The following is a 25,720-nucleotide window of genomic DNA, read 5'->3' on the forward strand; positions in this document are numbered from 1 at the left end:
GTGGACGTACCGGCACTGCAAGCCCTGTCCCACAACCGGCGGGCCGACGTCCGAGCGGCGGTCTGCGCCGTGGAGACCGCCGTGATCCCCGTACCGTCCCTCCACTTCCGTGCCCTCGCCGAGATTTCGCTGCGCATCGTGGTGGAACAGGTTCTGGCCGCATCCGGACGCACCCTGCTCGCGGTCGGCGGCGGCTACCTCTCCGGTTACACCGACGAGATCAGACAACGTCTGGCGCACGAAGGAATCGGAGTCCTGCCGCGAGACGACCGCGCCGTCCTCACCTTGATCCTTCTGTTCAGCGTCGCCATTCCCCGAGCGTCCGGCACCGCCCTGCCCGAGCAGCTGTGGACCCAGGGCACCCCCGTGCCCAGGGACCAGCTCAAGGGCTGCCAGGTGTCCGACGTCGTTCTCACCAGCGCGCTGCAGCGCCTCACCGACGCCGACCTGGTCCGGCGGACCAGAACGGGCTACGTCCTGGGCCACCAGTTTCTGCGGCTGACGGCGGCTGTGGGCGCCGAACTGTTCGAACAGCTGATCCTGCTCGCCGATCCCGACAGCGCTCTCTCCGAATCGATCCGCCGGCGCCGCGCCCACCCCACCGCGCCGACGGCCACTGCTCTTGATCACGAGGAGCACGACAGATCATGACCACCCCGCCCACCTCCGACCCGTCCCGGGGCATCGTCGGCGACCGCCAGCTCATCGCTGTCCAGGCCTTCGACATCGCCCGGCTCACGGCACACGCCGTCCCGATCATCCCGGAGACCTTCATCGCCGTCTCCGGTCTCGGCCCCAAAGACGACTCGAACGGCTCCGGCAAGACCAGCTTCCTCATCGCGGTCTCCCTGCTGCTGGCCGATCCGCAGTGGCGCCTGGAGACCAACGGGGGTCGGCACGCCAGCGGCATCCTGTTCCGCCCCGACGCAGCAGGCGTCGACCAGGCTCACCAGGCTTCCCCTGTCACCCACGGCTACATCGTCGGCGTCTTCGCCCACCCCGACGAACCGGCCGCGAACCCCCTGACCGTATGGGTCCGCATCGCGACCACCACCCCCTACCTGCAGGCCAACTGGACCGAAGGCCTGCACGTCGCCGACGCCCCCACCGATCACGAGCGCAGCATCCAGGCCGACGCCCTGTGGCGCGAACTGGGCACCCGCCAGCTCCTGTCCGCCCGCGCCATGGCCGAGAAGCTCTACGGCACCGCCCCGCGCTGCCTCACCTACCTCGACACCGCCCTGCGCCCGCCCGTGCCCTCACTGCTCAGCCAGCAGCTGACCGAGATGGAGCCCCAAGACATCGGCCGGTCCCTGATCGCCCTGTCAGGCATGACCCCCCTGCTGGAGGAGGAAGACGACCTGCGCGGCCAGGCCCTGCAGCATCGGATCAGCCTCGAGAAGGCCCAGGCCGAGCACACCCAGGCACTGCTCGCCGAAGAACAGGTGATGAGCGGTGTGCGCGCCCGCGAGACCGCCCGCCTCGCCCTCCAGCGCGGCCACGAGGCATGGCACCGCTACCTCGCGGCCTCCTACCGCGACGCCCACCACAGTGACCAGCGCGTTGCCGCGCTCATGGAGGAAGAGCAGCAGGCCGCCGAGAAAGCCGCGGTCCTCGTGCAGGACGCCGAGGACCGTCTGAACTTGCTCGGGTCCGCCGAAGAACTCGCCACCCAAAAAGGCGCAGCCCACCAGGCATGGTCCGACGCACAACAACTTGTCGGCGAACTGTCCAGGAAAATGACGGAGTTGACTACGCAACAGGCGATGCTGCGGAACCGGCGGGCCACCCTGCTGCCTGCGGTGCAGGGCTGGGACGGCAGCGACTGCACCGCCACTGCCGCCCGCCTGGACCAACGCCAACGCGAGCACGCCAAGGCAGAGCTGCAATGCGACGAGGCCGAGAGCGCCCTCACCCATGCCCGCACCCACCTGCACGACGTCGAGCAGGGCCGCAGCGGTCAAGCCGGCCGCGCCATCGATCTGCTGGGCGAACACCGCATCCGTGCGCACGGCCTGCTCGACCAGCTCAACGTAGACGAGGGCGTACGCCCGGAGTGGGAACCGCGCCTTGCCCCCTGGCAGGACGCGATCGTCGTCGAACCCGAGCACGAAGACACAGCCCGGCGCCTGCTGCATGCCGCTCTGCCCGGCGCCCAGATCATCTCCTCCGACACCGGGCAGAAAGCCCTGCCCGAGGGCATTCACAGCACCCTGAACGTGACCCGCTTCCTCGCCACCCTCCAACAGCGCCTGATTCCCTTGTCCGACGGCTTGGCCGTCCGCGACCAGGCACTGGCGCTGACCGTGACGGGCGGCTTCCCCACCGCCCTGGCCGGACGCAAAGCCCAACTCCGACAGGCCCGCGCCAACCTCGCAGCCGCAGAACAAGCCTGCACCGAGGCCACCGAAGCCATGACCGCGGCCACCGCTGCCCTCACCCTGGCCCAGACCCTGCACGCAGCCGCCCAGGCGGCTGAAGAACTCGCACACCTTGGCACCCAGGAGAACGACCTCCAGGCCAAGATCGACGACCTTGCCAGCCGCTCCGCCAACGCCGCTCGCGACGAGCAGGAGTTCCAGCAGGTCTGGCAGGAGGCCGTGGCCCGGCACGCCTCCCACAAGCAGCTCCTCACCAGCGCAAAGCTCACCCTGGAAGCGGCCAGCAAGGCGCTCAAGGAACGCCAGCGCAACCTGGCCGCCCTCGAACGCCAGCGCGAGCAGGTCGCCGCCGCCCAGTGGCAGCAACAGTGGGGCGCAACCCTCGAAGACGCCACCCGCCTCCTGGACCAGACATCGGACCAGACCCGTTCCTCCCGGTCGGCAGCCCTGCGCCGACAATCGGAAGACCAACTGCGCCGGGCCTACGAGCACTACGGCGTTGACGGCACCTCAGGCGCGGACGTCAGCCAAGACCTCCGCACGGGCCAGGAAATGATGCAGTCCTTCGCCGACACCGATCCCGCCGGCCTCCCCTCCCTCACCTTCGCCGACGTAGCAGCCCCGCTGGACAACCGCCTCGCCGGCCATCGGGACCAAGACGAGGTCGCCGCAGCGCGCATCACCCACGACCAGCACGCCCGGCAGCAGGCCATCGCAGAACTCACCGATGGCGTCACCACCAGCGCCCGCAACCTGGAAACCCTCCAGGACATGATCGAAAAGCACCTCGACGGCCTCTTCGCTCAGATCAGCGCCGCATTCCACGACCTCGACCTGCGCAGCGACGGCCACGGAGCCAAACTCGAGCACATCAGCATCCGTCCCCAGGGCGCCGGGGACTGGCAGTGGCAGGTCATCCCACGATGGAAACGCTCCCGCAGCGGCGGATACGTCTCCTACCGAGAAAACGCCAACAGCGCCCAGGTCAAGGTGCACGCCATCCTGCTCGTCCTCGCGGCGCTCCTGGCCGACTCTCACACCCAGGGCAGAGTCCTGATCCTGGACGAACTCGGCAACAGCCTCGGAGAAGTCAACCGCAAGGACATGCTCGCTGCCCTACGCGACGTCGCACGCGACCAGCACCTGACCATCCTCGGCACCTGCCAGGACAGCGTCCTCGCCGACGCCGCCGACGTCTGTGGGGAACTGCTGTGGTTCGTCCACGCATCAGCAGCCGACATCATCAACCAGCCCACCAGCGCATGGGCCTTCGACAGCAACGGCGCCCGCACCCAACTCACCGAAGACTGGATCACCGCAGGACGCGCCCATGCCTGACCTCACTCCCCGACCTCCTCTCCTCATCGGCGAGGCACACGGCCGCGAGACCGTTCCCCTGCGCAACCTGCCGCCAGGCATCACAGCCGTCACACTGCCGCGGATCACCAAGGACAGCGACGACACCATCCACGTGCGCGTCCCCCGAGACCGCCGACGACGCGTCAGCCCCCGGCAGGTCGACCTTGTCGCCGACCACCCCGTCAGCCCCTACGACCCGCCACCCACCCTGACTACCCGACAACTGATCAAAGTCCTGCAGACCAAGACCGCCAAACGCTGGCCCACCATCCAGGCCGACCTCGGCGACAACGCCTGGCAGATCGTGGCCGACCTCATCCGCTGTGGCGCCGTCATCCTGCGCTGCGACGTCGTCAACGCCACCGGCTACAGTCCGCGCTCATGGACCCTGACCCGGTCATGGGCCGAACTCGCCGAGGACAAACTCGCCGAACTCCAGGGCCGCCAGCATCCTGAGGACCTGCACCGCGAGCTCCTCGACATCATGTCCGGCATCCCTGAGCTCGCCCATGAGCACGCTCTGCTGGCCACGACGCCGCCCGGCCGGGTCCTGAAGATCCCCGAAGGCACCGCCACCAGGGCCGAGGACTGGCGCGTATACGAGATCGCCATCCGGGCCGCCGGCGTCTGGTGGCCCGCTCAAGGCGCACCACGCAAGATCACCGCGAAGGAGCTCGCCGGACGCAGCCTGCGCGACACCAAGAGCGCCTGGACCCCCGCCCGGCAGCAGGCCTTCTCCAACCTGATCGGCATCCCCTTCGATCAGGCCGTCGACAAGGCCGACACCGAACTACGCATCCGCGGCCCCCTGCAGTGGCGCGTCGGTACCGTTATCGCCGACGCGGCAGCCTGCCGCCCCTGGCTCGCGCTTCCCGCCCGCGGTGTCCGCGCCCTCGGCATGATCTCCTGCGACGCCCGAGGCGTCTTCCTGGTCGAGAACGAGGACACCTTCGAACAGGTCTGCAAGATCCCGGAGATCGCCGACACCTGGCTGTGCATCTGGGGCAAGGGCTATGCGACCGACGGCCTGGCCGAATTCCTCCGCGGCCTCGACGGCCTGCCCCTCGCGGCATGGGGCGACCTCGACGCCCACGGCATCCGCATCATCGGCAACCTCGCCGACCGCATCGGGCGGCCCGTCACACCCGTCGCGATGACCGTCGACCTCTACCGGGGCGGCACCAAGTACCGCCAGGAGCCCACGAAACTGAAGGAGAACCGCAAGCTCGCCGCCCAGCTGGCGTGCGACGGCATCGAGGCCCTGCGCGACCTGGCCGAAGAGATCGCCCGGACCGACGGGCACGGCTGCGAACAGGAGACGCTCTACGACGAAGTCCTCCCCGCACTCCCCGGTCTGCTAAAAGCCGTGCACGTGTCCGGCAGCTCCTGACCTCCCAGAAGCGGGCAGCGGCCAGCAGGTCGGTTCGGGCCGGGCGTGCCCGGCTCCAGCCTTCCTGCTCCAGCCGGTGGCCTGCTGCGAACACGGCATCAACACCCTGCCGCGTCTTTGGCGCAGGGCGAGTGCCTCGCTGCGCACGGCTCAAGGGACGAGGATGCCAGCGAGCAGGGACAAGTCGAGCTGAGGCAGACGTCCGGCGTGCGCGCGCAGATGCCGGGCTTCGGCCAGCATGACAGGGGAGAACACGCTCTCCCTGGGCGAGCAGGCCATCAGACGGTGGTGGGCGCGGGCCCCGGCCAGCAGCGGGCGTGCCCAGGCAGGCACGGCATGCAAAGGGCAGTGCCGATGGCCGACCCCGTGGAGCTTGATGACGCAGACGTCACCGGAGATGTCGAGGTCGCGGGTGAAGCGCAGGCTGCCCAGACCGGCCCGTGTGAAGGCCAGTACGCTTAGAGCTCCGGCGATGAGCGGGTGCGCGAGAGCGGCCAGAGCGGCGGCCTCCTCGGACGCGATCTCGATGGCAGGGGCGGCCTGGTCCAGCTGCGCCGTGGCCAACGCACCGGCGCAAGGGTGAGCCCGCCGCCCGGGCCTCGTCGACGCGGCCCTGGTCCCGCGCGGCTGCGGGGTGGGTGACTGCCCCGTAGCCGTCGCCGCCGCTCCCGTGATCGCCGGGGGAGCGGGAGGGAAGGAGGGGCGCGCGGGTATCGGTCCCGGCTCGGCGAGGAGCGCCTTGAACTGGGTCCGGCCGCTGATGCGGCGCTCCACGCGGGCCAGCGTCGGCGGCAGTCCGCGCGGGGCCTTCTGCCACAGCAGGGTCAGCTGAGCCCCCGTCGACTCGCGCCAGGCGAGCAGTTGGTCGATGCGCCGAATGGTCAGCAGATGGGCCCGGGGGACCACAACGTGCCGCACCCCCATTGCGACGCCCCAGGCAGCCGCGGCGAGCCAGGCAGCGTTCACCGAGTCCAGCCACACATCGGGGGAGTCGGGCCCGGGGGCCAGCCGCTTGCCCAGCGCATACAGCATGTCGTGCGCCAGCGCGGCCGGGCTGGAGCTGGCCGGCGTCGGCTGCACGGTGATGCGGCCTTCCCCGGGACGGTGGGCCTGCAGCGCCGCCCGCGTGTAGAACAGGTCGTCCCGCTCGTCCACCACGATCGTCACGTCGCTGTACGCCACTGCCACAACCCTCTCCCGGCCGCGCGCCGCCACACCGTCCCGGACCGCCAGGCGCCAGGCCGGTCCGTACGGCGCACGGTTGCTGGCGGCGGCCCGGGCTTGCCGGGCCGCCGCGCCTGCGTGGGCGTTGCTACATGCCGCCGAGCTTGCTGTACACCCAGTTGACGAGGTCCTGCTTGACCTCGGTCAGCCCCTTCTTTTTCATGCCGTTGAGCATGTGCTTGGTGATGGTGGCCCAGTTGCGGAAGTTGCCGTGGGCCGCGGCCCGGTCGATGTTGCGGATCATCTGCGGGTCCACCCCGGTCCACAGGGGGTGGAACGCCGGCAGTGTGCCGACGACTTCGGCCTCGGGCATGCGCGTGAACTTCTGCCAGATGAAGATCCGTGACGCCAGCATCGGTTCACGCTTGAGGACCTTGTAGCAGCCATCGCCGCCGGCGAAGATCACCGCGATGTCGGTGTTGCGGTCGTCCCACAGGTGGCGCCAGTACTCGAACGAACTGCGGCCCATCCACTGGGCCTCGTCGCACACCAGCACCCGGAACGTCTGCGACAGCGTCTCCTTCAGGAGCGTGTCGAATTCGATCGGCCGGGTCGGCGGTTCCCCGGGCAGCCCCAGGGCGTGAAACAGTCCGTGGCGGATGTCGCGGGGGGTCGGCCCCGAGCGCAGCTCCAGGCGGTAGGTGTTGTCGGGGGCGATCTTGCGCAGCGCCGAGTTCACCGACATCGTCTTGCCGTATCCGGCCGCTCCGTAGGCGACCATCATGGCCTTGGCATCGATCGTCGCCTGGACGTCGTCCAGGGTCGTCATGAGCGCGTCGGTGGCCACCAGGTGCGCATCGAGGCGGTGGAAGTGGTCCTCGTCCTCTGCGGGCAGCCTGCCGTAGTCCATGTCACCGCTCACGCGTTCTCCTCAGGGGTGTCGTCCTCCGGCTCGTCCGCGGCCGGTGGGATCGGGCGGGCCCAGCCGTCCGGGACGGGCTGGTGCGGGATGTAGCCGGGATCGGCCCGCCGCAAGTCCGTGGCAGCCGAGTCGGCAAGTTCTGCCTCGGCCTCCGCCTCGGTCAGCGCACCCAGACGCTCGGGCGGGGCGGCGGTGGTGACGGCCTCGAAGCGCTCGCGGCGCAGCCGTGCCGCGGCCTTCATGTCCGCGCGAAGCCGCCGCGCCTTCGCGGTGCGGGCGCTGCGGACCTTACGGACCTGCTCCTCGCTGGCCGCCTCGGCCAGAACGGCGCTGCCCAGGTGTACGCCGTCCAGGCCGAAGACCTCGATGGTCAGGTCGTGGTGGGGCAGGTGGCGCACCGCGACACGGACACCGGCCTGGCCGACCATCCAGGGGGCGATGTAGTGGCGGTTGCGCCACCGCACGCCCTGCGTGGTGATGGTGCGGGTGCGGCCGTCGTCCTCGAGTCCGAAATGGGCCAGCTGTTCGGCGGGAACGTCATGCAGGGGAGTGGGATCGCACGACCACGCCTGCATCGGGGTACGGCCGCCCAGCGCCCTGGGCTGGTGCTCGGTGTTCCACCAGTGCACCCACTTCAGCAGCAGTTCCACGAACGCCTCGAAGGAGAGCGCGGGCTCGTCCGGATCCGCGGTACGCCCGCCGGTGAGCGTCTGCCGGTGCACGTAGCGCGGCATGGAGACGAACAGCATGTCCTCGACCGCGCCGTTGAGCGCTTCGATGGTGCCCTTCAGATGCGGGCTGTAGGCGGGAAGATCGACGACGGGCACGGCGAAGGCGCCCAGGGCCGAGGCCACGGTGGCACACAGGAACTCCTTGCCGCGGTCCACCCGGATCAGGCCCGGCAGGCCGCCGGCCGGCCCGAAGGGCTCGGTACGGTCCAGGGCCATCCGCAGGGCCGCCAGCACCGCATCCGCGCTGGGTGCATGGGGCGTCACAGCCACCCCCGTGATGACTTTGGTGTGGCAGTCGATGAACCAGGTCACCCAGGGCTGCACGAGCTGGTCCTCGAGCAGCACCCGCACGGGCACGGACTTGTGGTCGCCCTCCCAGGCGGCGTTGCGGTGCGCGGGAGGACGCTGTGCGAACACGTCGAAGGCCCGCCGGGCGGCCTCCCCCTTGGCGAGCCCGGCCCGCTCCCCGGGCGTCAGGTCCCGGCGCAGCGCCCGGTGGATCGTCGACAGTGACGGGGCCGCAGGCATGCGGGGATCGTCCAGGGCCCGCTGCTTGAGCTCGCGGTGGACGGCGGAGGCGTTGCCTCCCCACAGCACCAGCAGCCGCCGGATCTCGGGGGTGACGCTGAACCGTGTCCGGGATGCCGCGTCGACGTGGCCGGTGGCGCGCGCGGTGGCGACCCACCGCCACACCGCCCGCTCCGAGCGGCCCACGGCCGTGGCGACCAGCTTCACGTGTGCGCTGGTCAGCTCGCCGCTCTGGTCCAGCGACAGCAACCGCGGCAGCGCGGCCAGCCGCCCCGAGCGGGCGGTGAACACCGCTTTGCCGGCACCCTGCGTGCCGGCAGAAGAGTCATTCATGCGGTCTGCTCCTTAAATGGATACGAAGCGCGGAAGGCTACAAGTGCCGCGCTTCCGCAGGGCGTTGGCGGTGTCCGGTCAGGACGGTGCGGGCGGCCCCTGGGCCGTCGCCAGGGCTGTGAGGCGGCGTCATGCCAGGGGAGGCGGGCACTGCCCAGCCGTCAGCCAGCGCCGGGTGCGAGCATCAGCACCTTCGCCAGGAAGGGGGCGTGTTCCTCACAGCCCGGCTGCCCGAGGAGCACTCGTGCGCCGGGATACCGGGGAGGACCCGGCCCGGCCGCCCTGCTGCGGCGCCGTCGGGTGGACGGCTGCGGTCGGCGCTGAGCCAGTTCTTGTCAGCGCCGGCCGCAGGCATGCAGGGGCGCCCTGTGATGCGCCGGGAAGGAAGTACCGGGCCTGCCGGTCACCGCAACGCGGAGCCACCGGCGCCCGAAGAGGCTGTTCGGGGACTGGGAGATGGGCTCCTCGGCGACTGTGGTGGCCGGTTTGGTACTGCTCAGGTGTTTTCCAGCAGGCGCTGGATCCCGTCGTGGATGGCTGCGGTGCGTTGTTGCGGTGTGAGCCAGGCGGCCGTGGAGCCCTGGCCGGTTTTGTTGATAAGTAGGACGTTGTCGACGACCTCGGCCACCGGGAACAGGTGGCTGATGAGGATGACCCTCTTGTCCTGGGCCACGCTGTCGCTCAGGACGGCGAGGGTGTCGCCCAGGCGGATGTTGTCCAGAGAGCCGAAACCTTCGTCCAGGAACAGGCTTTCCAGCTTGTTGTGGCTGGTGTTGTGGAGTTCGACGAGCGCCAGCGCCAGCGCGAGGGAGCTCTGGAAGGTCTCTCCGCCGGAGAGGGTCTCCGGGTCGCGCGCGTGATTGGTGGCGCGTTCAAGGATCTGGAAGTCATCGGTGAATGCGTAGTCACCCATGGAGATCTGCCGGAGGATCCTGCTGCCGTGCCTGAGCAGCGCATGGGTGCGCTGATCGGTGAGATAGGTGAGGAACTTCCCGTCGGTGAGCTGGTCGCTCACGCTCTTCCACACCGCGGCCTGCCGGCTGGCGGCTTCGAGGGCGGAGCCCAGCGCGTCGGCGTAGGGGATTTGGGACTGTGCGGTGCGCAGATCGGCCTTGGCCGTCTCGTGCGCGCCTTCGGCTTGGATGGTCTTGCGGCTGAGCGGGTCGAGGACGGCGGGGGCGAGCAGGTCGCTCTTCTCGGGCACCGGGAAGCCGGGGTCCGGGTCCGTCTCGTCGGCGGTGGCGCCGGCTTGGCGGATCAGCTCCTTCTCGAATGCGCGGACCTCGTCATCGGCGTGCTGAGCGGCCTGCCCGAGAGTGCCGGTCAGACGCTGATGCAGCGAGGTGAGGGCCATGCAGTAGGTGTCGACGGCGGCCAGGTCGCCTGCGTCCGGAACGGGAGGCAGGTCGGGGGACGCCTCGGCCTCGAGAAGACCTGTGGCATCGGTGGCCGTGTCCGCCCAGCGCTCCAGCTGTTTGATGAGCTTGCGTGTGGGGGTCTCGACGGTGCGCCGGCGGCGTGCGTCCAGGGCCTGCAGGTTTTCGCTGTGCAGCGTGAGGGCCTTCTGGGCGTCGTCACGCTCCAGTGTCCTTTGCTCGAGCCGTTCGAGGCGCTGGCCGGCCGCCTCCTTAGCGGAGGCGATGTCCTGCAGGGAGGGCAGTTGTGATGGGGAGGGCTGGGCGGGGCGGATGGAGGGCGGCAGTTCGCTGACCTCCGTCAGCACACTCGCCAGCTCGGTCTCGTACTGCAGCCGGGTCTTGTCCAGCCGTTTGCGTTCACGCTGCAGGCGGCCGCGCTGACGCTTGAGCTCGGCCCGGGCCGCCTCGTTCTCGGCCTGCGCCGCCCCCAACTGCGCCTGGGCGCTTGTGTGGGCCGCGAGGGCCTCACCCTCTGCGTCGCGCAGCGGCTGGGTAAGTGCTTTGACCGCACGGGTGATCTGCGCCCGGCTTACTGGTTCGCCCTCGGCGAGGGCATGCACCTGAGCCGTCGTCTGCCGGCCCAGCGCGTCCAGGGCGGTGGCCGTGGCGGGAGCACCGGCCGGGTGTACCGCATCCACCAGCTCCTGCACCTGGAGCAGCGCCGCGTCCATGCGCTCGCGGGCGGCCAGGTGTCCGCGGCGGTGCTTTTCGACCTTCCGCTCGGTTCCCTTCAGCTGGGCGGCCGCTTCAGCCTTGGCCTCCACCGCCGCTTCGACGGCGTTCGAGCGTGTGGTGACCTTGCGTTTGGCCTGAGTAAGTGCCTTGCCGTCCAACAGCGGCGGGGGAGCGAAGTCGCTGGGGACGGGCTGGGTGCACACCGTGCAGGCGTCCCCGGGTGCCAGACCGGCACCCGCCGCGTGGGCCGCCTCCCTGCGCTGCAGCGCTGCGAGGTCGTCCTGGGCCGCTTCCAGAGCGCCGCGCAGCTTCTTCAGCTCGCTCTCCAGGCCGGCGCTGTGGCCGCGCTGTTCCTCCACCGTCTCGAGCGTCGTGCGCTGTGTCTGCAGATGCCCGGCCGCGGCGTTGGCCTCCTGCAGCGCTGCCCGGACGGCCTCCTGGACCTGGTCGGTGTGCGTGCGCGCCTCGCTCACCATGCGCTCGGCCCGGCCGGCGGCCTCGACGAGGGCCGCGTTGCGCTGCTCGTGCTCTTCCAGTTCCTGTCGTGCCTGCGTGTGCTCCTGTTCGTGCTCGTCGTGCTGAAGCTGCTCCTGCTTCAGCCGCTGTTCGACGGCGTCCAGGCCGGCTGCACGCTCCGGCAGGCGGGACAGGACAGCGAACGCGCTGGACAGGGAGCGGAGCGTGTCACCGGCCTGTGCGGCCGTATCCAGCGCGCCCTGCGCCGCCTCCAGCTTCGCGGCCAAGTCGCGTCCGGTGGTCTCCTGCTCTGCTGCCTCGGTATCGAGTTCCCTCTTCTTCCGCGCCAGCGCGGCCATCGTGATGCTCGAATCCGCAACAGCGCGCTCACGCAGCAGCCGCGCCGCTTTGTCCAAGCCCGTCTTGCGGTGCTTGTGCTCGACGGCCCGGCTCTGGGCCGCGCGCAGCGCATCCAGTCGCTCGCGCCGGCGGGCCGCGATACCCCGGGTGCGTTCCAGATCCAGCAGCGCCTGGGAAGCGGCAGCATGAGGATCCGGCAGGAGAAGCGCACGGGCCCTGGTTCCCTCGGTGATCTGCGTATTCAGGCGCTCCAGTCGCACGCCGGCCCGTTTGCGTACACGCTCGAGCTCGTTGATGCCGAAGATGTGCCGCAGGATGTCGGCACGCATGGCCCTGGGGGCCTTGAGGAGGGCGTCGAACTTCCCCTGGCGCAGCAGGACCGTGCTGACAAAGCCGTCCCAGTCCAGCCCGATGATCCGGGTCACCGCCTGCGTCACCGCGGACTTGCCGTCGACCCGCAAGTCGGCGCTGTCATCGGCCAGGGGCTCGAGCACGGCCTGCGGCCCCTTCTTGCCTTCCGCATGCAGGGTGCGGCGCACACTCCACTCGCGGCCGTTCGCCGAGAACTCGAACGCCACGTCCATGCTGGGGCATCCCTTGCCGATCAGCTCGTAGGCGGCCTTGGGGTCCTTGGACCACGAACACGTCCCGTACAGGGCGAAGATGATCGCCTCGAGGATGGTGGACTTGCCCACGCCGGTGTTGCCCAGGATGGCGAGCAGGCGCTTGCCGGTGAAGTCGATGCTGCAGGTGCCGGCGTAGCTGCGCACGCCCGTGAGGGTGAGCTGCAAGGGCTTCACGACGCCTCCTTCCAGGGATTTTCCAGCGCGGCGCGCAGCTGTTCCTCGGCCGGGACCGGGGTCAGCGTCTCGTCGTCGAGTTCGTTGAGCAGGTGGAGGAAGGCTGTGACGGTCGACTCCGCGGCATCTGCGTCCACTCCCTCACGGGCCAGGTAGGCCCGGAACGCGTCGGGGAGTTCCGGCTCATCGCCCAGGTCACCGTCCAGGACGGCGCCGGCGGCATCTTCCCGGGCCGGGGCCGGGTTGATGAGGATCGCGTTCGGGACGATCTCGGCGATCTTCTGGCTGAGGAGCCCGTCGGGCTCCTCGCCGGTGATCACCGGTTTGAGGAAGGTCCCGTCGTACTGGTCGGCCGCGGCCTTCAGTTCCTCGAGGGGTCCGGTGAAGTGGGTCAGCCGCCGGCCGCTGGAGAGCCGGCGCGGCAGCACCCGCACCGGCCGCCCCGGGTCGGCGTCGACGATCACGACGCTCTTGGTCTCGTCGGCTTCACCGAAGTCCATGGCCAGCGGGCTGCCCGCGTAGCGGGCGGCGAACTTCAGGCCCTCGATGGCCTGCGGGCGGTGGATGTGTCCGAGAGCGGCGTATGACACCACCGGAAGATCTTCGGGAGGGGTCTCGAAGGCCTCGTCCACGGCCCGTTCGCTCGGGGAGGTCCTGGCGCCTTTGACGAACACGTGGGCCGTGAACAGCAGAATGTCCCGGTCGGGGTCGTACCCCTCGTGCAAGGCCTCCGTCAGTTCCCCCTGCAGGCCGCGCATCGCCTCGGCGTAGTCGGCATACGTCGTGCCGGAGGTGGAATCGCGCCGCCAGAACCGGTTCGGGTGCACGAAGGGCAGGACAGCCAGCCGGATGCGCTGCTCACCGCCGCAGGCCTCGAAGGTCATCACGCCCCCGTCGTGTGCCGGGCGGAGCCGGTCGACGAAGAACAGGCCCCGGCCGCAGGAGGGACCGCTCACGAAGTGGAGGAACTCCAGGTAGTGGGGGGAGTCGTGGTTGCCGGCCACGACCACGGTGGGGGCGATGGCGGCGAGTTCGCGCAGGGCGCGCATTGCGCGGAACATGTCCCGGACGGTGGGACGGGAGGAGTGGAACAGATCGCCGCTGTGGACGATCAGGTCCGGCTGGCTCTCCCGGGCGATGGCCACAATCTCGGCCAGGACTGCATCGAAGTCCTCATCGCGTGGATGCCCGTGCAGGATGTGGCCCAGATGCCAGTCGGAGGTGTGGAGCAGTCTGCTCATGCCTTCATGCGCCCTTCTGGAAGCGAGGCGTAGGAGGGCACCGGTGGTGCCTTATGAGCCCGGGACTGTACACCAAAATAACTGGAGCAAAACTGGGCGTCCCGAGTGACTGCTAGCATCCCGGCATGGACGAGCATCTGATCGCTCTCGAGGAGCGCATGCAGCAACTGCAGGAGGCGGTCCGGCAGGCGCTCACGCAACACGATACTTGCCAAGTGCGCCTTCTGGGTGCGGAATTGACACGCACTCAACATGCCTGGGATGTTCTGTGCGGGCTCAGTGCCGCCCCGGACGCGGTCCGGCCGGAGTCCGCGCCGACGGTCACCGAACCCCACCGGGACGCACCCCTGCGCGACCGGGCCCCTCACATGCCGCTCTTCGCAAATACCTGGAGTAAAACTGGAAGCCCCGAGTGACTGCTAGCATGCGGGTATGGACGAGCATCTGGTCGCACTCGAGAAGCGCATGCAACAGCTGCAAGAGGCGCTCCGGCAGGCGCTCACACAACAGGACAACGCCCAAGTGAACGTCCTGGGTGAGGAGCTGACACGCACCCGGCACGCCTGGAACGTGCTGTGCGGGCTCAGCGATGTCCCGGAGGTGGCCCAGCCGGAGGTCCAGCCAGAGATCCGGCCCGAGCCCGCGCTGGCAGTCGTCGAGCCGAACCAGGGCGTGCCCGTACGCGACCAGGTCCACCAGGCGCTGGCCCTCCTCACCGTCCCCGCCTCGCCCAAACTGCTCAGCCAGGTCCACCAGGCGTTCTTCTCCAGCCCGCTGAACACGGCACGCATGACCACCCTGCGCCGCGACGAGGAACGCTCCTTCCGCTCCGCCCCCTACGGCCGCGCCTACTACATCTGCCCCGCGCTGACCTCCGACCTTCTCTCACCGGCCCGCGCGCTGCTCGCCCTGAGCACCTGGCCACTGGAGCAGCGCCTGGTGGGACCGCTCACCCAGCGCGTCCACTTCCTCACATCGGCCCTGCGGCTCGCGGACGCCGCCGAACACCTCGCCGGCGAGGCCGGGATGCCGCAGCCCGTCCAACAGCTCCTGCTGCACTACAGCCGCAACATCCACGGCGACACCCCCCGGGGCCCGCTCGACCTGGACGCGCTGCGCCGGGCCGCCGCAGCGGAACTGGCGATCCACGCCGACGACGACGCCGACACCCGCGCCGAAGCGGCCCAGCGGGCACGCCAGCAACTCGGCGACGCGGAGCAGATCTTCGGCAATATCCTGCGCAACACCGCCCGACTGCGCCGTACTTCGTAAACCCACCCCTGCAACCAGCACAGCTGTGCCCTGTCCCGCCAAGGAAAACAGTGAGCTTGCTCGACGCACGACTGGGCGCATTGCGCGGAACCGCCCCGCCCATCCCGCACAACGCACGCACCCTGGCGGCGCTGACCGCCAACCCGAGCTGCGACCGCCGCTCCCTGCTGGACGCGGCCGGCATCGACAAAGACGCCCTCGCCGCCCATCTGGACCTCCCGCGGCCGCTGAGAAAATCCCAGCTCGCCCTCGACTACGGCATCGCCTTCGAGCGCAAGGTCACCGCCCAGGCCGGAGCCCCCCTGGTGCCGCTGCTCCGCAAAGCCCTGGGCCTGACCCTGCCCGAGGTGTCCTACGAGGACGTCAACAGCGTCGGCAGCGATGACGACAAGTCTTCCCCGCAACTACGCCACGCCCGCACCCGCTCCCTCATCCTCAGCGCAGCACACCGCAGGTCGGACCCCCGCACCCTGCTCGACCACCCCGTACTGCGTCTGACCGTCGCCGGCCACCAGGTCTACCTCGAGCCCGACGTCATCGCCTTCCAGCTCGACGGGGTCTTCCACGTCGTTGAGATCAAATCCTTCCCCGTCATCCACGGACAGCCCGACCCCGTCAAGGCCACCGCAGCACTGACCCAGGCCGCCGCCTACGTCCTGGCTCTGCGGGAACTCCTCGCCGGCGACGGCCTCCCGCCAGACCGTGTCTCCGACACCGTGATCCTGGTCAACCCGCGCAACTTCACCCGCCACCCCACCGCCACGCCCTTCAGCGCGCACAAGCAGATCAAGAACCTGAGCCGCCACCTCGGCAGGCTGAGGCGCCTGCCCGGACTGCTGGACAACCTTCCCCCGGGCACCACCTTCGACCTGGCGCCCGGCCCCGACCAGAGACCGACCCGGCCCCGCGGTGAACTCGTTGCCGCACTCGTCACCGTGCGGCCGCACTACACCCCTGGCTGCCGCCACCACTGCGACCTGTCCTTTCACTGCCGCACCGAGGCCCTCAACCAGGGCAGGACCGCTGCCCTGGGCACCTCAGTCCGCGACGACCTCGCGGGAATCGACACCATCGCCAAAGCCCTGGACCTCGCTGACGGACGCATGCACCCCTCACGGGACCAGCAAGACATCACCCAGGCCCTGCGCCACGCACAGCGCATCCACGCAGACCTCCACACGGACACCGCATGATCCAGCTCACCTCCCTCCTTCGGATGCGCGCCGCCCACACCGGCAACGCCCAACGCGCCAGCCAACTGCGCCACCTCCACCTCAGCGACCAGCCGCTGATGCTGCTGGCGCTGAAGCAAACCGGCCCCGCCGCACGACCGCTGGCCGTCATGCTGGGCACCGACCCGCACCGCCCCCAGCTCCTGGTCGCGCCGCCCTCGGGCAGCACCGGCCCCATGCTCGCTGCCCTGGCAGACACGGTCACCGCCTACATCAACGCCTGCCAGCGGCACCGCGAACACCTGCCCGCCACCAACAACAAGCCGGCACGCTGGCGCTACACCGACGCCCCCCAGATCCTCGTCCCCAACCCCCAGACCGTGCAGCACCTGAAAGACCTCGGAGACGACCTGAGGTTCCGCAGCGTCGACGACCAGGCTCCCGGCTCCCGGGCCGTCCAGTGCCTGGGACACTGGCTCACCTATCTCACCGACCGCGCCGACCTCCCCGGCTCAGCCGCCCTCATCCCCATGACCAGTTTCCTCGGCATGCACTGGATCAGCGGCCAAAGCCCCCTCGAGGACGAGGACCTGGCCACCCTGCTGGCCTGGATCGACCCGCCCCGCCACGCAGCCTCGGGACGCGACGCCGCACTGGAGGCAGAAGACCCGGCCACCCACCGTCCGGCGGGACCAGCCACCGACGCCCCCTTCGACAACGACCACCTGGCGCCCCTGTTCGACGCCTATGCCCGCGCCCGCCGCCGGGCCTTGGACCAGGAGCAGCCCCGCACCCTGCAAGAACTCGACCGTCTGCTGGCCACCTACCTGCAGCCCACCTGGGATTTGATGTGGCAGGCCTACACGCTCCTGCAGGCCCTCCCCGAAGCCAAGAGCACTGCACGCCGCTGGGACCACGAACGCACCTTATTCACCGACGAATGCACCTACCTGACCCAGGACGGACGCCCCCGTCCGGCCCGCGACAATGCCGTTGCCGCCGCCGTCCGCCTGGCCCGCATGGAACACGCAGCCGTCGCCTTCGCCGCCGAACGCACCGCCGAAGACCCCTTCGTACGGGCAGAACTGCGCACCACCGGCAAAGCCTTCGGCGGCACCGTCACCACCATCGACGCGGAACACACCCTGCGCGGCCCCAGTGGACGTACCCAATGGCGGCCCCGGCTCACCGTGTCCACCCCGGACCCCGTGCCGATGGAACCCGGTCAGCTCCTGGCCTGCCACACCTACCGCAGCGCCCGCTACAAGATCTGCGAGGTCACCCCGGCCGACGGCGACACTCTCGTCGAACTTGAGATCACCGCCGGCATGGGCACCATGGACCGCCCCAACCACGCCGTCCTGCCCGACGCCGGCGCCTTCCTCGTATTCACCATCGCACCCGCCCCCTACCGGATGCCTGAATTCCCCGCACGAGAGCAGACACCCTGGACCCACGGCGGGCCTCCCGCCGACCAGCCGGACCACAGCAACGAGGGCGAGGGCGAGGAAGAACAGTGACACCGCCTCACCGGCAGTCGCCGCAGCAGCAGATGGACCAGGCCGCCCGCGCCGTCCTGGAGCAACTGCCCACGCTCACCCACCGCGGACTCGTCGTGGACTCCCCGCCCGGCGCTGGCAAATCCACCCTGGTCGCCCGAGCCGCCGACACCCTCGCGCAATCCAGCACCCCCTGCCCCGTCATCGCCCAGACCAACAGCCAGGTCGACCACCTCGTGCGGCGATTCGCCCGGCACCACCCGCACCTGAGAACCGCCCGGCTCACCGCAACGGATTACACAGTCCCGCACGACCTGCAGGCACATCCCGGCATCCGCATCGGCACCCGCATCGAAGCCCTCGAAAAGACGGCCGACGTCATCGTGGGAACCGCCATGAAATGGGCCACGGTCACCGACCGCCGATGGCCATGGGCGATCATCGACGAGGCCTACCAGATGCGCTCCGACACGCTTTTGTGGACCGCCGGCATCTTCGAACGGGCCCTCTTCGTCGGAGACCCCGGCCAACTCGACCCCTTTTCCGAGGTCGCAACCGACCGCTTCCAAGGCCTGTCCCACGACCCCATGAACAGCGCGGTCGCCGTCCTGCTCGCCAACAACCGCGACCTGCCCGTCCACTCACTGCCCGTGTCCTGGCGCCTGCCGCCCTCAGCCGTCCCCCCGATCAGCAACGCCTTCTACCCCTCCACGACCTTCCACGCCGGAAGCAGTGAAGCCGACCGAACCCTCACGTTCTCCCCTCTCGACATCCGCACCCCCACCGACGAGGTCATCGAGCACGCCGCCCGAACCGGATGGGCACTGTTCGAACTACCGGCCCGCATCACCGGCCAGCGCGACATCGAAGCCTTCCAGACCACCCTCGGCATCGCCGACCGGCTGCTGACCCGACGCGCCATCACCACCTGCGAGGAAACCCCCCAGGGGCACGCCCTGCAGCCCGGTGACATCGCCATCGGCACCGCCCACCGCAGCCAGGCTCACGACATCCGCGCGCTCCTGGCCCGCCACTACCCCCAACTGCACGGCGTCACCGTCGACACCGCCAACCGGCTCCAAGGCTGCGAATTCCGCGTCACCATCGTCCTGCACCCCCTCTCCGGCCGCGGCGACGCCTCCACCTTCCACCTGGAAGCCGGCCGCCTGTGCGTCCTCACCTCACGCCACCGCCACGCCTGCATCGTCGTGGCCCGCGCCGGCATCGCCGAACTCCTCGACGCCCACCCCTCCAACGATCCCGCACACCCCGGAGCCGCCTCCAAGGTCGCCGACGGCTGGGAGGCTAATCACGCAGTCCTCGCCCACCTGACCCAGCACACCATCTACGCTCAGGCACAGCCCCGTCGCTGGCGCGGATGAATAGGTCGCCGCACGCCTGCCACATGAAGGCGGGTTGATGGGAGCGTCGTCGCTGGGGCGCCCTCAGTCCTCGTCGTCGAGGGTGTCGTCGGCTGATTCGTGGTGGACGTTGACGCCGGCTCGGCAGCGCGCGGCGCCGATCGTGTCGTGCAGCCGGGCGAACAGGTCGGGCCGGATGAGTAGATCAGCTCCCGCGACCGCGGGCAGGAGTGGTTCGTAGTTTCCGTCGTGGACGAGGCGGCCGTGCCACTGGCGGCAGATCATTGCCTCACCGGTGGCGTCGCTGAGGCTGAACCCGCAGATTCCCTCTGTGGGTTCAAGGCCGAGTGCGGCCACGACGCTGGCTGCGGGTGCGAGTACGTAGACGGGCAGGCCGAGGCCGCTCAGGGTGCGAGGGCGAGGCGTATCGATCAGGCCAGCGGTTCCAGCGTCAGTGAGGGCCGTCAAGGCCTGGTCTGCGGCACTGATGTGCTCGGCTGCTAACTCGGTTGTAAGGCCGAGTCCCAGGCGCCGCCACGGGCTGGTCCACAGCTGCCAGGGGGCCTGGCAGGCGGGTAGTGTGCCGGGCGGCGGGTCGTCGTCGAGGGCCTCCAGGCCGACGGCGATCTGCAGTTGGCGGGCGGGCTGATCCGGGTATCGGCGTGCAGGAGTGCGCTGCCGCTCGAACAAGCCGATCTGCACCCAGCCCTCGTGCGGACCTTCATCCACGCGAGCAAAGGCCATGGCGTTTCCCGGCAGGGACCGCAGGCCCGCGACCGAAGCGAAGCCGGAAGGCGGCCAGGGCTTGTCCGCTTGATGGCTCTCACTGAACCACGGTGCTGGATCAAGCGACCACGCCAGGGCCTCGGGACGAGTCAGAGGGCGGGGAATGCGGGCGAATTCGGCACGCAGGGCCGCGCGGGGGTCATCGCGCAGTCGCGCGGCCGCGCCGCGTTCGAAATTCTGGGCGTTGCCGAGATGTCCCGCTTGGGCAAGCGCGGCACGCAGGCCGGCGGCAGCGCGTTGCAGGGCGTCTTCGGCGGCGGCCTGGTCGGCGAGATAGGCGTCGGGAAGCTGGCTGCGGCGTCCATTGGTCAGAAGGTCCAGCTGCATGCGCATGAGCGTCTCGACGTCCGGAAGAGCATCGATCACGAGATCGATGACGGTCTCGCGGAGCCCGGCCGGACTGCCGGCGGCGTTTAGGCGGTCGCCCAGGTAGTGGTCGACGAGGTGGGTTGCGAACTCCCGAGGGTTGTTCATGCGCTGTCCTCGCTGGGGGAGAGGGCGGCGGCGATGGCGCGTGCGAGTGTCGGATGAGCTGCCGTTGCCGCAGGGGCGGGCGCCTGGTGGCCAGCGCGGGCCAGGATGGCGGACGCATCGGCACGGACGGACAGCACGTCACTGCCGCACAGCGTGACGAGCTGTTCGAGAAGGGCGGCATCCAGAGGTCCGTCGGGCAGGTGTCCTTGTAGGACGGTCAGGAGCCAGGTCGGGGGGCCAGCTCCGAGGTCGAAGGAGAGGACGCGTGCCAGGGCTGCCTGCGCCTGGCCGGAACGGCTGGCCAGCAGAACCGTCGCTGCGATCAGGGCGCGGCGCTTGTCGCCGCGTTCGGGCAGGGCAATCGTGGCCAACGCAAGTTCGCACAGTGCGGTGTCGATGTCGTGCTGGGTCGCCTGCTCCGGCACCGGGTGGTAGGCACCCTGGCCGAGACGGGCACGGCCCGGCAGACGGTGGGCGATGACGCCATACGCCGCATCCCAGCAGGCGAAAGCGCTGACAGCCGGGGGTGAAGCGAGCGGGGGCTGAACAGCGAACGCCGAGACCAGGGCCAGGCTGACACCGATAGTGCGGCTGTAGGACGCCTCGGCGACGGCCTGGGCCACCTGGTCTGCGAGGTTGCGGGCTGCGGTGGCCGGGTCCGCGTAGTGCGCCTGCTGCCACAGATCCAGCCGGTCATTGCCGCCGAAGGAACGCCATCCGCCGCCGCCTCGCATCTTGGTGTAGGCGAGCATGCCCGCCGTGGCGGCGAGAGGGCCGAAAACACCAGGATCGCTGTCCTGGCGCAAGCGGAGCCCCGAGGCGAGGTCGGCCAGCAGCTCAAGAGGGTTGGAGGCGTTCATCTCGTCGGCGATCCGGTGCAGGAACTGGGCGGCTGCGTCTGCTCCCTGACCGTCGATGACCTCCAAGAGCCGCCACCCGACCGCATTGGCCAGGGCATCCCTCGACCACCGTGGGCCCGAGGGGGCATCGTATGCCTTGCTGGTGCGGTCACGGACCGCAGCAAGCGCGCCAGCAGCACCTACGGGCAGCGTCGGGCGCTGCTGGGCGTGCAGATACGCGGCTGTGGTGGGGTGCTTCTCGGGGCCGAACCAGTCACGTGAGGTGTTGTTGGGCACGGGGCGGGGCGCCCAGGGCAAGCCGCCCTCACCGCCACAACGCTGTGCTGCTGTGCGCAGCGCAGAAGTGGGCTCGTCCCCGGCAGCCTGCGATGCGGCGATCAGTGTCTGGTCGTCGTAGGTGGAGGTGATTGCATTGGCCAGCACCGGCAGGAGACGCGATGCGCGGGCCGCGTCGTCGCCGGGCAGGTCAGCAAGCCTGGTGAGCAGAGCAACGTCCTGCCGGATACTGCGGCCATCGGGTCCAGCGGCGATGCGGAGCGCGGCCAGGACGACGGGGTCGGCCGTGTCAGCCTGCGTGGCCAGCAGCTGCCGGTGGGCCGCGCTTACCCGGCCATCGGGCAGCCCGGACTCGGCCAGCAGCACCTGGGCGCCCAACTGCGCGGCACCCCGCGGATCCAGGCGCGCAAGGGAACGCCACCACTCCTGCGGCGTTCCCGCCGTGCCCCGCCCGTCGGTGCAGTCCGCGACGAGATGGACAAGAGGCTGCGTACGCGCCAGACGCACCTGCGCCTGGACGGGATCGGCCTGCATGAGCTGAGGCAGCGGATCCAGCAGCTCCTCGATGGTGATGTCCTTGTGACCGCCATAGGCCCCCATGTAGCGGGCGGCACGCTCCCAGCACCGCTGCGCCTCGTGCGGGTCGTCGCAGGCGAGACTCACACGGGCCATCTCAAGCTCGAAGTCGGCGTCCTCCGCATACAGAGCACGGCGCTCGGCTTGCGCTCCGCGCAACGTGCGCATGAGCTCGTGCACGACGTCGGCCCCTGCCTGACCGACGCTCCCGGCGAGCAGGGACACCAGCTCCGTGGTGATCAGCGGGCCGGTTCCGGCCATGCCCATGAGAGAGGTGGTGGTGCCCTCGCTGACGGCTTGCAGGAAGGCGATGCCCACAGCGACATCATCGCCGCGCAGCAGGGCGACGGCGTCGTGCAACACCTGCCGCACCTGCCGGTGGATGTCCGCAAGATCGCAAGCCCGGGGGCTGCCCGTGAACGCGTTTGCATGCTGGGCAAGTTGTTCGAGCGCGACACGCACGGTGGCAGTCGCGGTTTCGGCTGTGAGGATGCCCGCCTCGACGTCGCGGTGCAGGCCGACGGTGGCAAGGGTGAAGCGCAGCCAGGCACGGTAGAAGCCATCGCCGTCCAGGAGGGGGAGCAGTCGGGCGGGCGCCTGCGGATCGGCTGCATGGGCCACGGCCAGCAGTGTCAGCCACCTGTTCACCGGGCCGGACAGGCCACTGGCACGATCGGTCAGTACATCCTGTGTTGCTTTCGCGAGAACCGCGGCGATGTCCCCGGAAAAGAGCTCCTCGGCAAGGTCCGACACTGCCACACCATGGCGGAGCAGGCGCCGCGGGTCGCACGGCCCGCTGGCCCAGGCCGCGGTGGCCAGCGTGCGGGCAGACGGCAGCGCGCCGCCCGCCGTGCCATGGGCGTCCGCAAGGTGCAGCAAAAGGGCCGCGCGCCGGTCGGGCTGCTCGATGAGCTCCGCGCTCTCGAGCAACGGGTCTGGACCCAGACAGTCCAACAGCACACCCAGCGCATCCTCAGGCGAGGTCAGAGCCTCCTGGTCGAGGAACCGGGCGACCCGCTGCGCGAGCGTACGCGGGGCCTGCCCGAGCTCGACATCGTCAGCAGCCCGGGCTGGCAACCGGATCCGTCCGCGCAACTCCGCCAGGAACACCGACTCATCGCTCTCGGATCCGTAGTGGACACGCTCATCCTTGCGTGCCTTGTCCCAGGCCGTGAGGTACGCCTCCCACGGGGCGGCACAGCCGGCCCGGTCGACCGCCGCACACAGCTGCAGGCCCCACCGCGCCGCCAACGTGGTCGCACCCTCGTACATCAGGCTTGCCGCCACGCGGTCGGCTCCCACCAGCGCCACCAGCACATCCGCATACGGCACCAGGGAACCTGGCAGGCCTTCGTCCTCATACGTCGCCCGCGCCCGGCTCAGTTCGACGCAGCGCACCAGTGTGGGCCAGTCGTTGCGGACCGCCGCACGCCGCGCGGCAACGGTCAGAGTGTGGACGATGGCCTGAGGCGGCTGCAGCCCGGCAATCGCGCGGGTGAGGAAATCGGGTTCGATTAGCAGAGCGAGTTCGTCATCGCGCCCCAGTGCGGCCAGCAGTTCGGGCAGGTGCCGGAACGCGCGGGGATCGGTGAAGAAGCCCCGTTGGGACAACCAGTCGGCGGCCTGGGACCGGACCTGATCGACCCACGTGTCGTCGCCATCGACCCGGCGGATGAAGCGGCTGAAGCTCTCATGATGGATCTTCAGTCCGCCGATGCCCGGCTGTTGCGCGACGATTGGTGCCACGCTGTTCAGCGCGGCACCGAGTTGCATTCCGGGCAGCGGGAAAATTTCCTCGAGCTCCGATGCACTCACAGCGAAGTCGCAGACTGCGAGCATGCTGACAGCAGAGCGCTGTCCGGGGGTCAGACCGGCCAGCAGATAGGCGTAGTAGTCGTCGAGGTCGTGCGCCGACGACGGCACCGTCCGCAACCTTTCCAGAGGATCGCCGGCACCATCCGGCGCCGGCGCCGCTCCCAGGCCCGGGGCAGGACCAATGGCCTGCCGGCACAAATACGTGGCGTACAGGGCGTTGCCTCGAGAGCGCTCCTCGATCAGTGCGACCGCGGTCCTCGCCCGCGCAGCGGGATCGAGCCCCTCACCGGCAGGGGAGGACGCCAGGGCCGTCAGCACGCCCAGGCGGTCCGCCAGAGCATGCAGTTCGGCGCGGTTGAGCGGGGCAACGGTGAGACGGGAGGCACCGGCGTCGACGGCCTCGAGGTGAGGGCCGGGCTGACTGGCCAGGACGAGCACGACACCGGGCGGCAGTTCCAGGGCGGAGAGGTCCGTGACCAGAGAGGCCGCCGGGTCCACCCGCGGACGAAAGGCGCTGCCGGTGGTGGATCCAAGAACCCGGCTGACATGGTCGATACCGTCCACGATCAGCGCGATCGGCCGGTCCGGTGCCAGGCCGCGCGCGGCAGTGACCGCGGCCGTGAGGGTCTCCGGCGTGGCCGCGTAGCGTGGCCTGACCTGCGCCAGCGCCTCTGGAACGGCCGTCCCCAGCTGCTTCAGCAGGCTGCCGATCACGACCTCGGTCAGCACACGCTGCTCACGGTCGATGTCCGCGGCACCGAGCCAGCAGTGATGCCTCACCGCCAGCCATGTCTCCCGCAGCGCATCCCCGAGCTGCTCACACAACCACGACTTGCCGATGCCGGGAGCGCCGGTGACCACCACGACACCCCCCTGCTGCGCAGCGTCCTTCACGGCCGCGACCACGCCCGTGAGCACCGTAGGACGTCTCACCTCTGTGGCACGGTCCACGGGGTGCCCCTCACGGACCGCTCCGAAGTCGACTTCCAGACTCAGACGAGGAAGCAGGTCCTCGACCATCACGGTCCCCGCCCGGCTGCGCGCCGCTTTGGCCGCCTCGATCAGGGCCAGCGCCACCTCCTCGGGTGTGCGATGCCGGTTCGGCGGCCGTCCGGCACCGAGTTCTTCGGTGATGCGGTGCAGCAAGGCCGCCTCGGCTGGCCCGGGCTCGCGGATGTTGAGCGAACACGCCGGAAGATCCGTGTCGACGACCAGGGATGCGCAAGCGCGGTTGAGCAGGTCATCACTGACCTGGGCGAGCATCTCCTTCCACGGAGCGTGTGCACGCAGCGCAGCGGCGTCGAAACGGAACCGTTTGCTGCTCAGGCCGTGCAGTGCAGGCCCGGGATCGGTGCTGGCGTGGACCGGGCGCAGCACCCGGGTCAGCTCGGGATCCTCCGGCTGCATGTCGCGCACCACGAGGCGGTGCGAGGAACCCGGATCCGAGGTGAAGTCGTGGTCCATGGAGGAGAAGAGCAGATCCAGGCGTAGGCCTCGCTTGTCCTTTGTAAAACTCTCCAGCGACAACGCGCGGTCATAATCCGTGTGCTTAATCTGCAGCCGCTCGCGGCTGCCGGTGCTCCACTCGCACGTGATGTCATCGAATCGGTCGCCGGTGAACATCTTTGTGTCGACCAGCAGGGAATTCGCACGTCCCACCGCCAGGTCCACCAGTCGCAGCGCGGTGAGCAGGTCCTGGTAAGCGTAGCCAAGGTGTGTCGGGCGCAGCCCCATGCTCACCTCCAGCGTGCCTTGCTCACTTGGCACCCCCCATGGTGCGCGTCGCGGTCACTCTAACCTCCCTGACGTACCGGGACGGAACGGACACCCAAGGAGAGATCGTGTGCGCAAGATCCAGCTGGCGCAGGAAC

The 25,720-nt window shown here is 69.7% G+C and carries 15 protein-coding genes; 8 read left to right on the forward strand and 7 right to left on the reverse strand.

What is annotated here, in order from left to right:
- Genes ADL08_RS18545 through ADL08_RS18555 form a run of 3 tightly spaced genes read left to right on the forward strand, consistent with a single transcriptional unit; the run spans window position 1 to window position 5,130 of the window.
- On the forward strand, window positions 1-651 hold the full coding sequence (locus ADL08_RS18545) for a hypothetical protein (protein WP_234352184.1): 651 nt from the start codon (window positions 1-3) through the stop codon (window positions 649-651).
- The gene (locus ADL08_RS18550; RefSeq protein ID WP_053644330.1) at window positions 648-3,719 is read left to right on the forward strand and encodes a hypothetical protein; all 3,072 of its coding nucleotides are present in this window, start codon (window positions 648-650) and stop codon (window positions 3,717-3,719) included. Before ADL08_RS18545 ends, ADL08_RS18550 begins: the two co-directional genes overlap by 4 nt.
- A complete protein-coding gene (locus ADL08_RS18555; protein ID WP_053644332.1) occupies window positions 3,712-5,130 on the forward strand; it encodes a Wadjet anti-phage system protein JetD domain-containing protein in 1,419 nt (472 codons plus the stop codon). The genes ADL08_RS18550 and ADL08_RS18555 overlap by 8 nt, the downstream gene beginning before the upstream one ends.
- A gap of 150 nt (window positions 5,131-5,280) precedes the next feature.
- Here ADL08_RS18555 and ADL08_RS18560 read toward each other — a convergent pair whose 3' ends face one another.
- The 5 genes from ADL08_RS18560 to ADL08_RS18580 form a co-directional block, all read right to left on the reverse strand.
- Complete coding sequence (locus ADL08_RS18560; protein WP_159043091.1) at window positions 5,281-6,312, reverse strand: hypothetical protein; 1,032 nt, start codon at window positions 6,310-6,312, stop codon at window positions 5,281-5,283.
- Between the two features lie 130 nt (window positions 6,313-6,442).
- On the reverse strand, window positions 6,443-7,216 hold the full coding sequence (locus tag ADL08_RS18565; protein WP_078968246.1) for an ATP-binding protein: 774 nt from the start codon (window positions 7,214-7,216) through the stop codon (window positions 6,443-6,445).
- On the reverse strand, window positions 7,213-8,808 hold the full coding sequence (locus ADL08_RS18570; protein WP_202530112.1) for a Mu transposase C-terminal domain-containing protein: 1,596 nt from the start codon (window positions 8,806-8,808) through the stop codon (window positions 7,213-7,215). Before ADL08_RS18570 ends, ADL08_RS18565 begins: the two co-directional genes overlap by 4 nt.
- Window positions 8,809-9,304: 496 nt before the next feature.
- The gene (locus ADL08_RS18575; RefSeq protein WP_053644339.1) at window positions 9,305-12,517 is read right to left on the reverse strand and encodes an AAA family ATPase; all 3,213 of its coding nucleotides are present in this window, start codon (window positions 12,515-12,517) and stop codon (window positions 9,305-9,307) included.
- Window positions 12,514-13,758, reverse strand: a complete 1,245-nt coding sequence (locus ADL08_RS18580; RefSeq protein ID WP_063885313.1) for a metallophosphoesterase family protein — start codon at window positions 13,756-13,758, stop codon at window positions 12,514-12,516. The genes ADL08_RS18575 and ADL08_RS18580 overlap by 4 nt, the downstream gene beginning before the upstream one ends.
- Before the next feature lie 125 nt (window positions 13,759-13,883).
- Between ADL08_RS18580 and ADL08_RS18585 the strand changes: the two genes are divergently transcribed.
- From ADL08_RS18585 to ADL08_RS18605, 5 genes are read left to right on the forward strand one after another with little or no spacing between them, the layout of a single operon-like run.
- Complete coding sequence (locus tag ADL08_RS18585) at window positions 13,884-14,174, forward strand: hypothetical protein (protein WP_053644343.1); 291 nt, start codon at window positions 13,884-13,886, stop codon at window positions 14,172-14,174.
- A gap of 16 nt (window positions 14,175-14,190) precedes the next feature.
- Window positions 14,191-15,030 carry a hypothetical protein gene (locus ADL08_RS18590; protein WP_053644345.1) on the forward strand — a complete coding sequence of 280 codons (840 nt, stop codon included), beginning with the start codon at window positions 14,191-14,193 and terminating at the stop codon, window positions 15,028-15,030.
- Window positions 15,031-15,086: 56 nt separating this feature from the next.
- A complete protein-coding gene (locus ADL08_RS18595) occupies window positions 15,087-16,223 on the forward strand; it encodes a hypothetical protein (protein WP_199837035.1) in 1,137 nt (378 codons plus the stop codon).
- On the forward strand, window positions 16,220-17,722 hold the full coding sequence (locus ADL08_RS18600) for a hypothetical protein (RefSeq protein WP_053644349.1): 1,503 nt from the start codon (window positions 16,220-16,222) through the stop codon (window positions 17,720-17,722). Before ADL08_RS18595 ends, ADL08_RS18600 begins: the two co-directional genes overlap by 4 nt.
- On the forward strand, window positions 17,719-19,083 hold the full coding sequence (locus ADL08_RS18605) for an ATP-binding protein (protein ID WP_199837036.1): 1,365 nt from the start codon (window positions 17,719-17,721) through the stop codon (window positions 19,081-19,083). Before ADL08_RS18600 ends, ADL08_RS18605 begins: the two co-directional genes overlap by 4 nt.
- A gap of 63 nt (window positions 19,084-19,146) precedes the next feature.
- On the opposite strand, the gene ADL08_RS37230 is transcribed toward ADL08_RS18605, so the two are convergent.
- Together ADL08_RS37230 and ADL08_RS18620 are read right to left on the reverse strand one after the other, a co-directional pair.
- Entirely contained in the window at window positions 19,147-20,322 is a 1,176-nt protein-coding gene (locus ADL08_RS37230) for a hypothetical protein (RefSeq protein WP_146610753.1), read from the reverse strand.
- Window positions 20,319-25,583: an AAA family ATPase gene (locus ADL08_RS18620; RefSeq protein WP_053644355.1), complete on the reverse strand. Its 5,265-nt coding sequence runs from the start codon at window positions 25,581-25,583 to the stop codon at window positions 20,319-20,321. Before ADL08_RS18620 ends, ADL08_RS37230 begins: the two co-directional genes overlap by 4 nt.
- Window positions 25,584-25,720: the final 137 nt, after the last annotated feature.

The organism is Streptomyces sp. NRRL F-6492, assembly GCF_001280125.1.
Taxonomy (GTDB): domain Bacteria; phylum Actinomycetota; class Actinomycetes; order Streptomycetales; family Streptomycetaceae; genus Streptomyces.

Coding starts and splice junctions, on each gene's coding strand:
- ADL08_RS18580 (WP_063885313.1), bottom strand. CDS start 13,758: ATGAGCAGACTGCTCCACACCTCCGACTGGCATCTGGGCCACATCCTG.
- ADL08_RS18585 (WP_053644343.1), top strand. CDS start 13,884: ATGGACGAGCATCTGATCGCTCTCGAGGAGCGCATGCAGCAACTGCAG.
- ADL08_RS37230 (WP_146610753.1), bottom strand. CDS start 20,322: ATGAACAACCCTCGGGAGTTCGCAACCCACCTCGTCGACCACTACCTG.
- ADL08_RS18555 (WP_053644332.1), top strand. CDS start 3,712: ATGCCTGACCTCACTCCCCGACCTCCTCTCCTCATCGGCGAGGCACAC.
- ADL08_RS18620 (WP_053644355.1), bottom strand. CDS start 25,583: ATGGGGCTGCGCCCGACACACCTTGGCTACGCTTACCAGGACCTGCTC.
- ADL08_RS18600 (WP_053644349.1), top strand. CDS start 16,220: ATGATCCAGCTCACCTCCCTCCTTCGGATGCGCGCCGCCCACACCGGC.
- ADL08_RS18550 (WP_053644330.1), top strand. CDS start 648: ATGACCACCCCGCCCACCTCCGACCCGTCCCGGGGCATCGTCGGCGAC.
- ADL08_RS18590 (WP_053644345.1), top strand. CDS start 14,191: ATGGACGAGCATCTGGTCGCACTCGAGAAGCGCATGCAACAGCTGCAA.
- ADL08_RS18570 (WP_202530112.1), bottom strand. CDS start 8,808: ATGAATGACTCTTCTGCCGGCACGCAGGGTGCCGGCAAAGCGGTGTTC.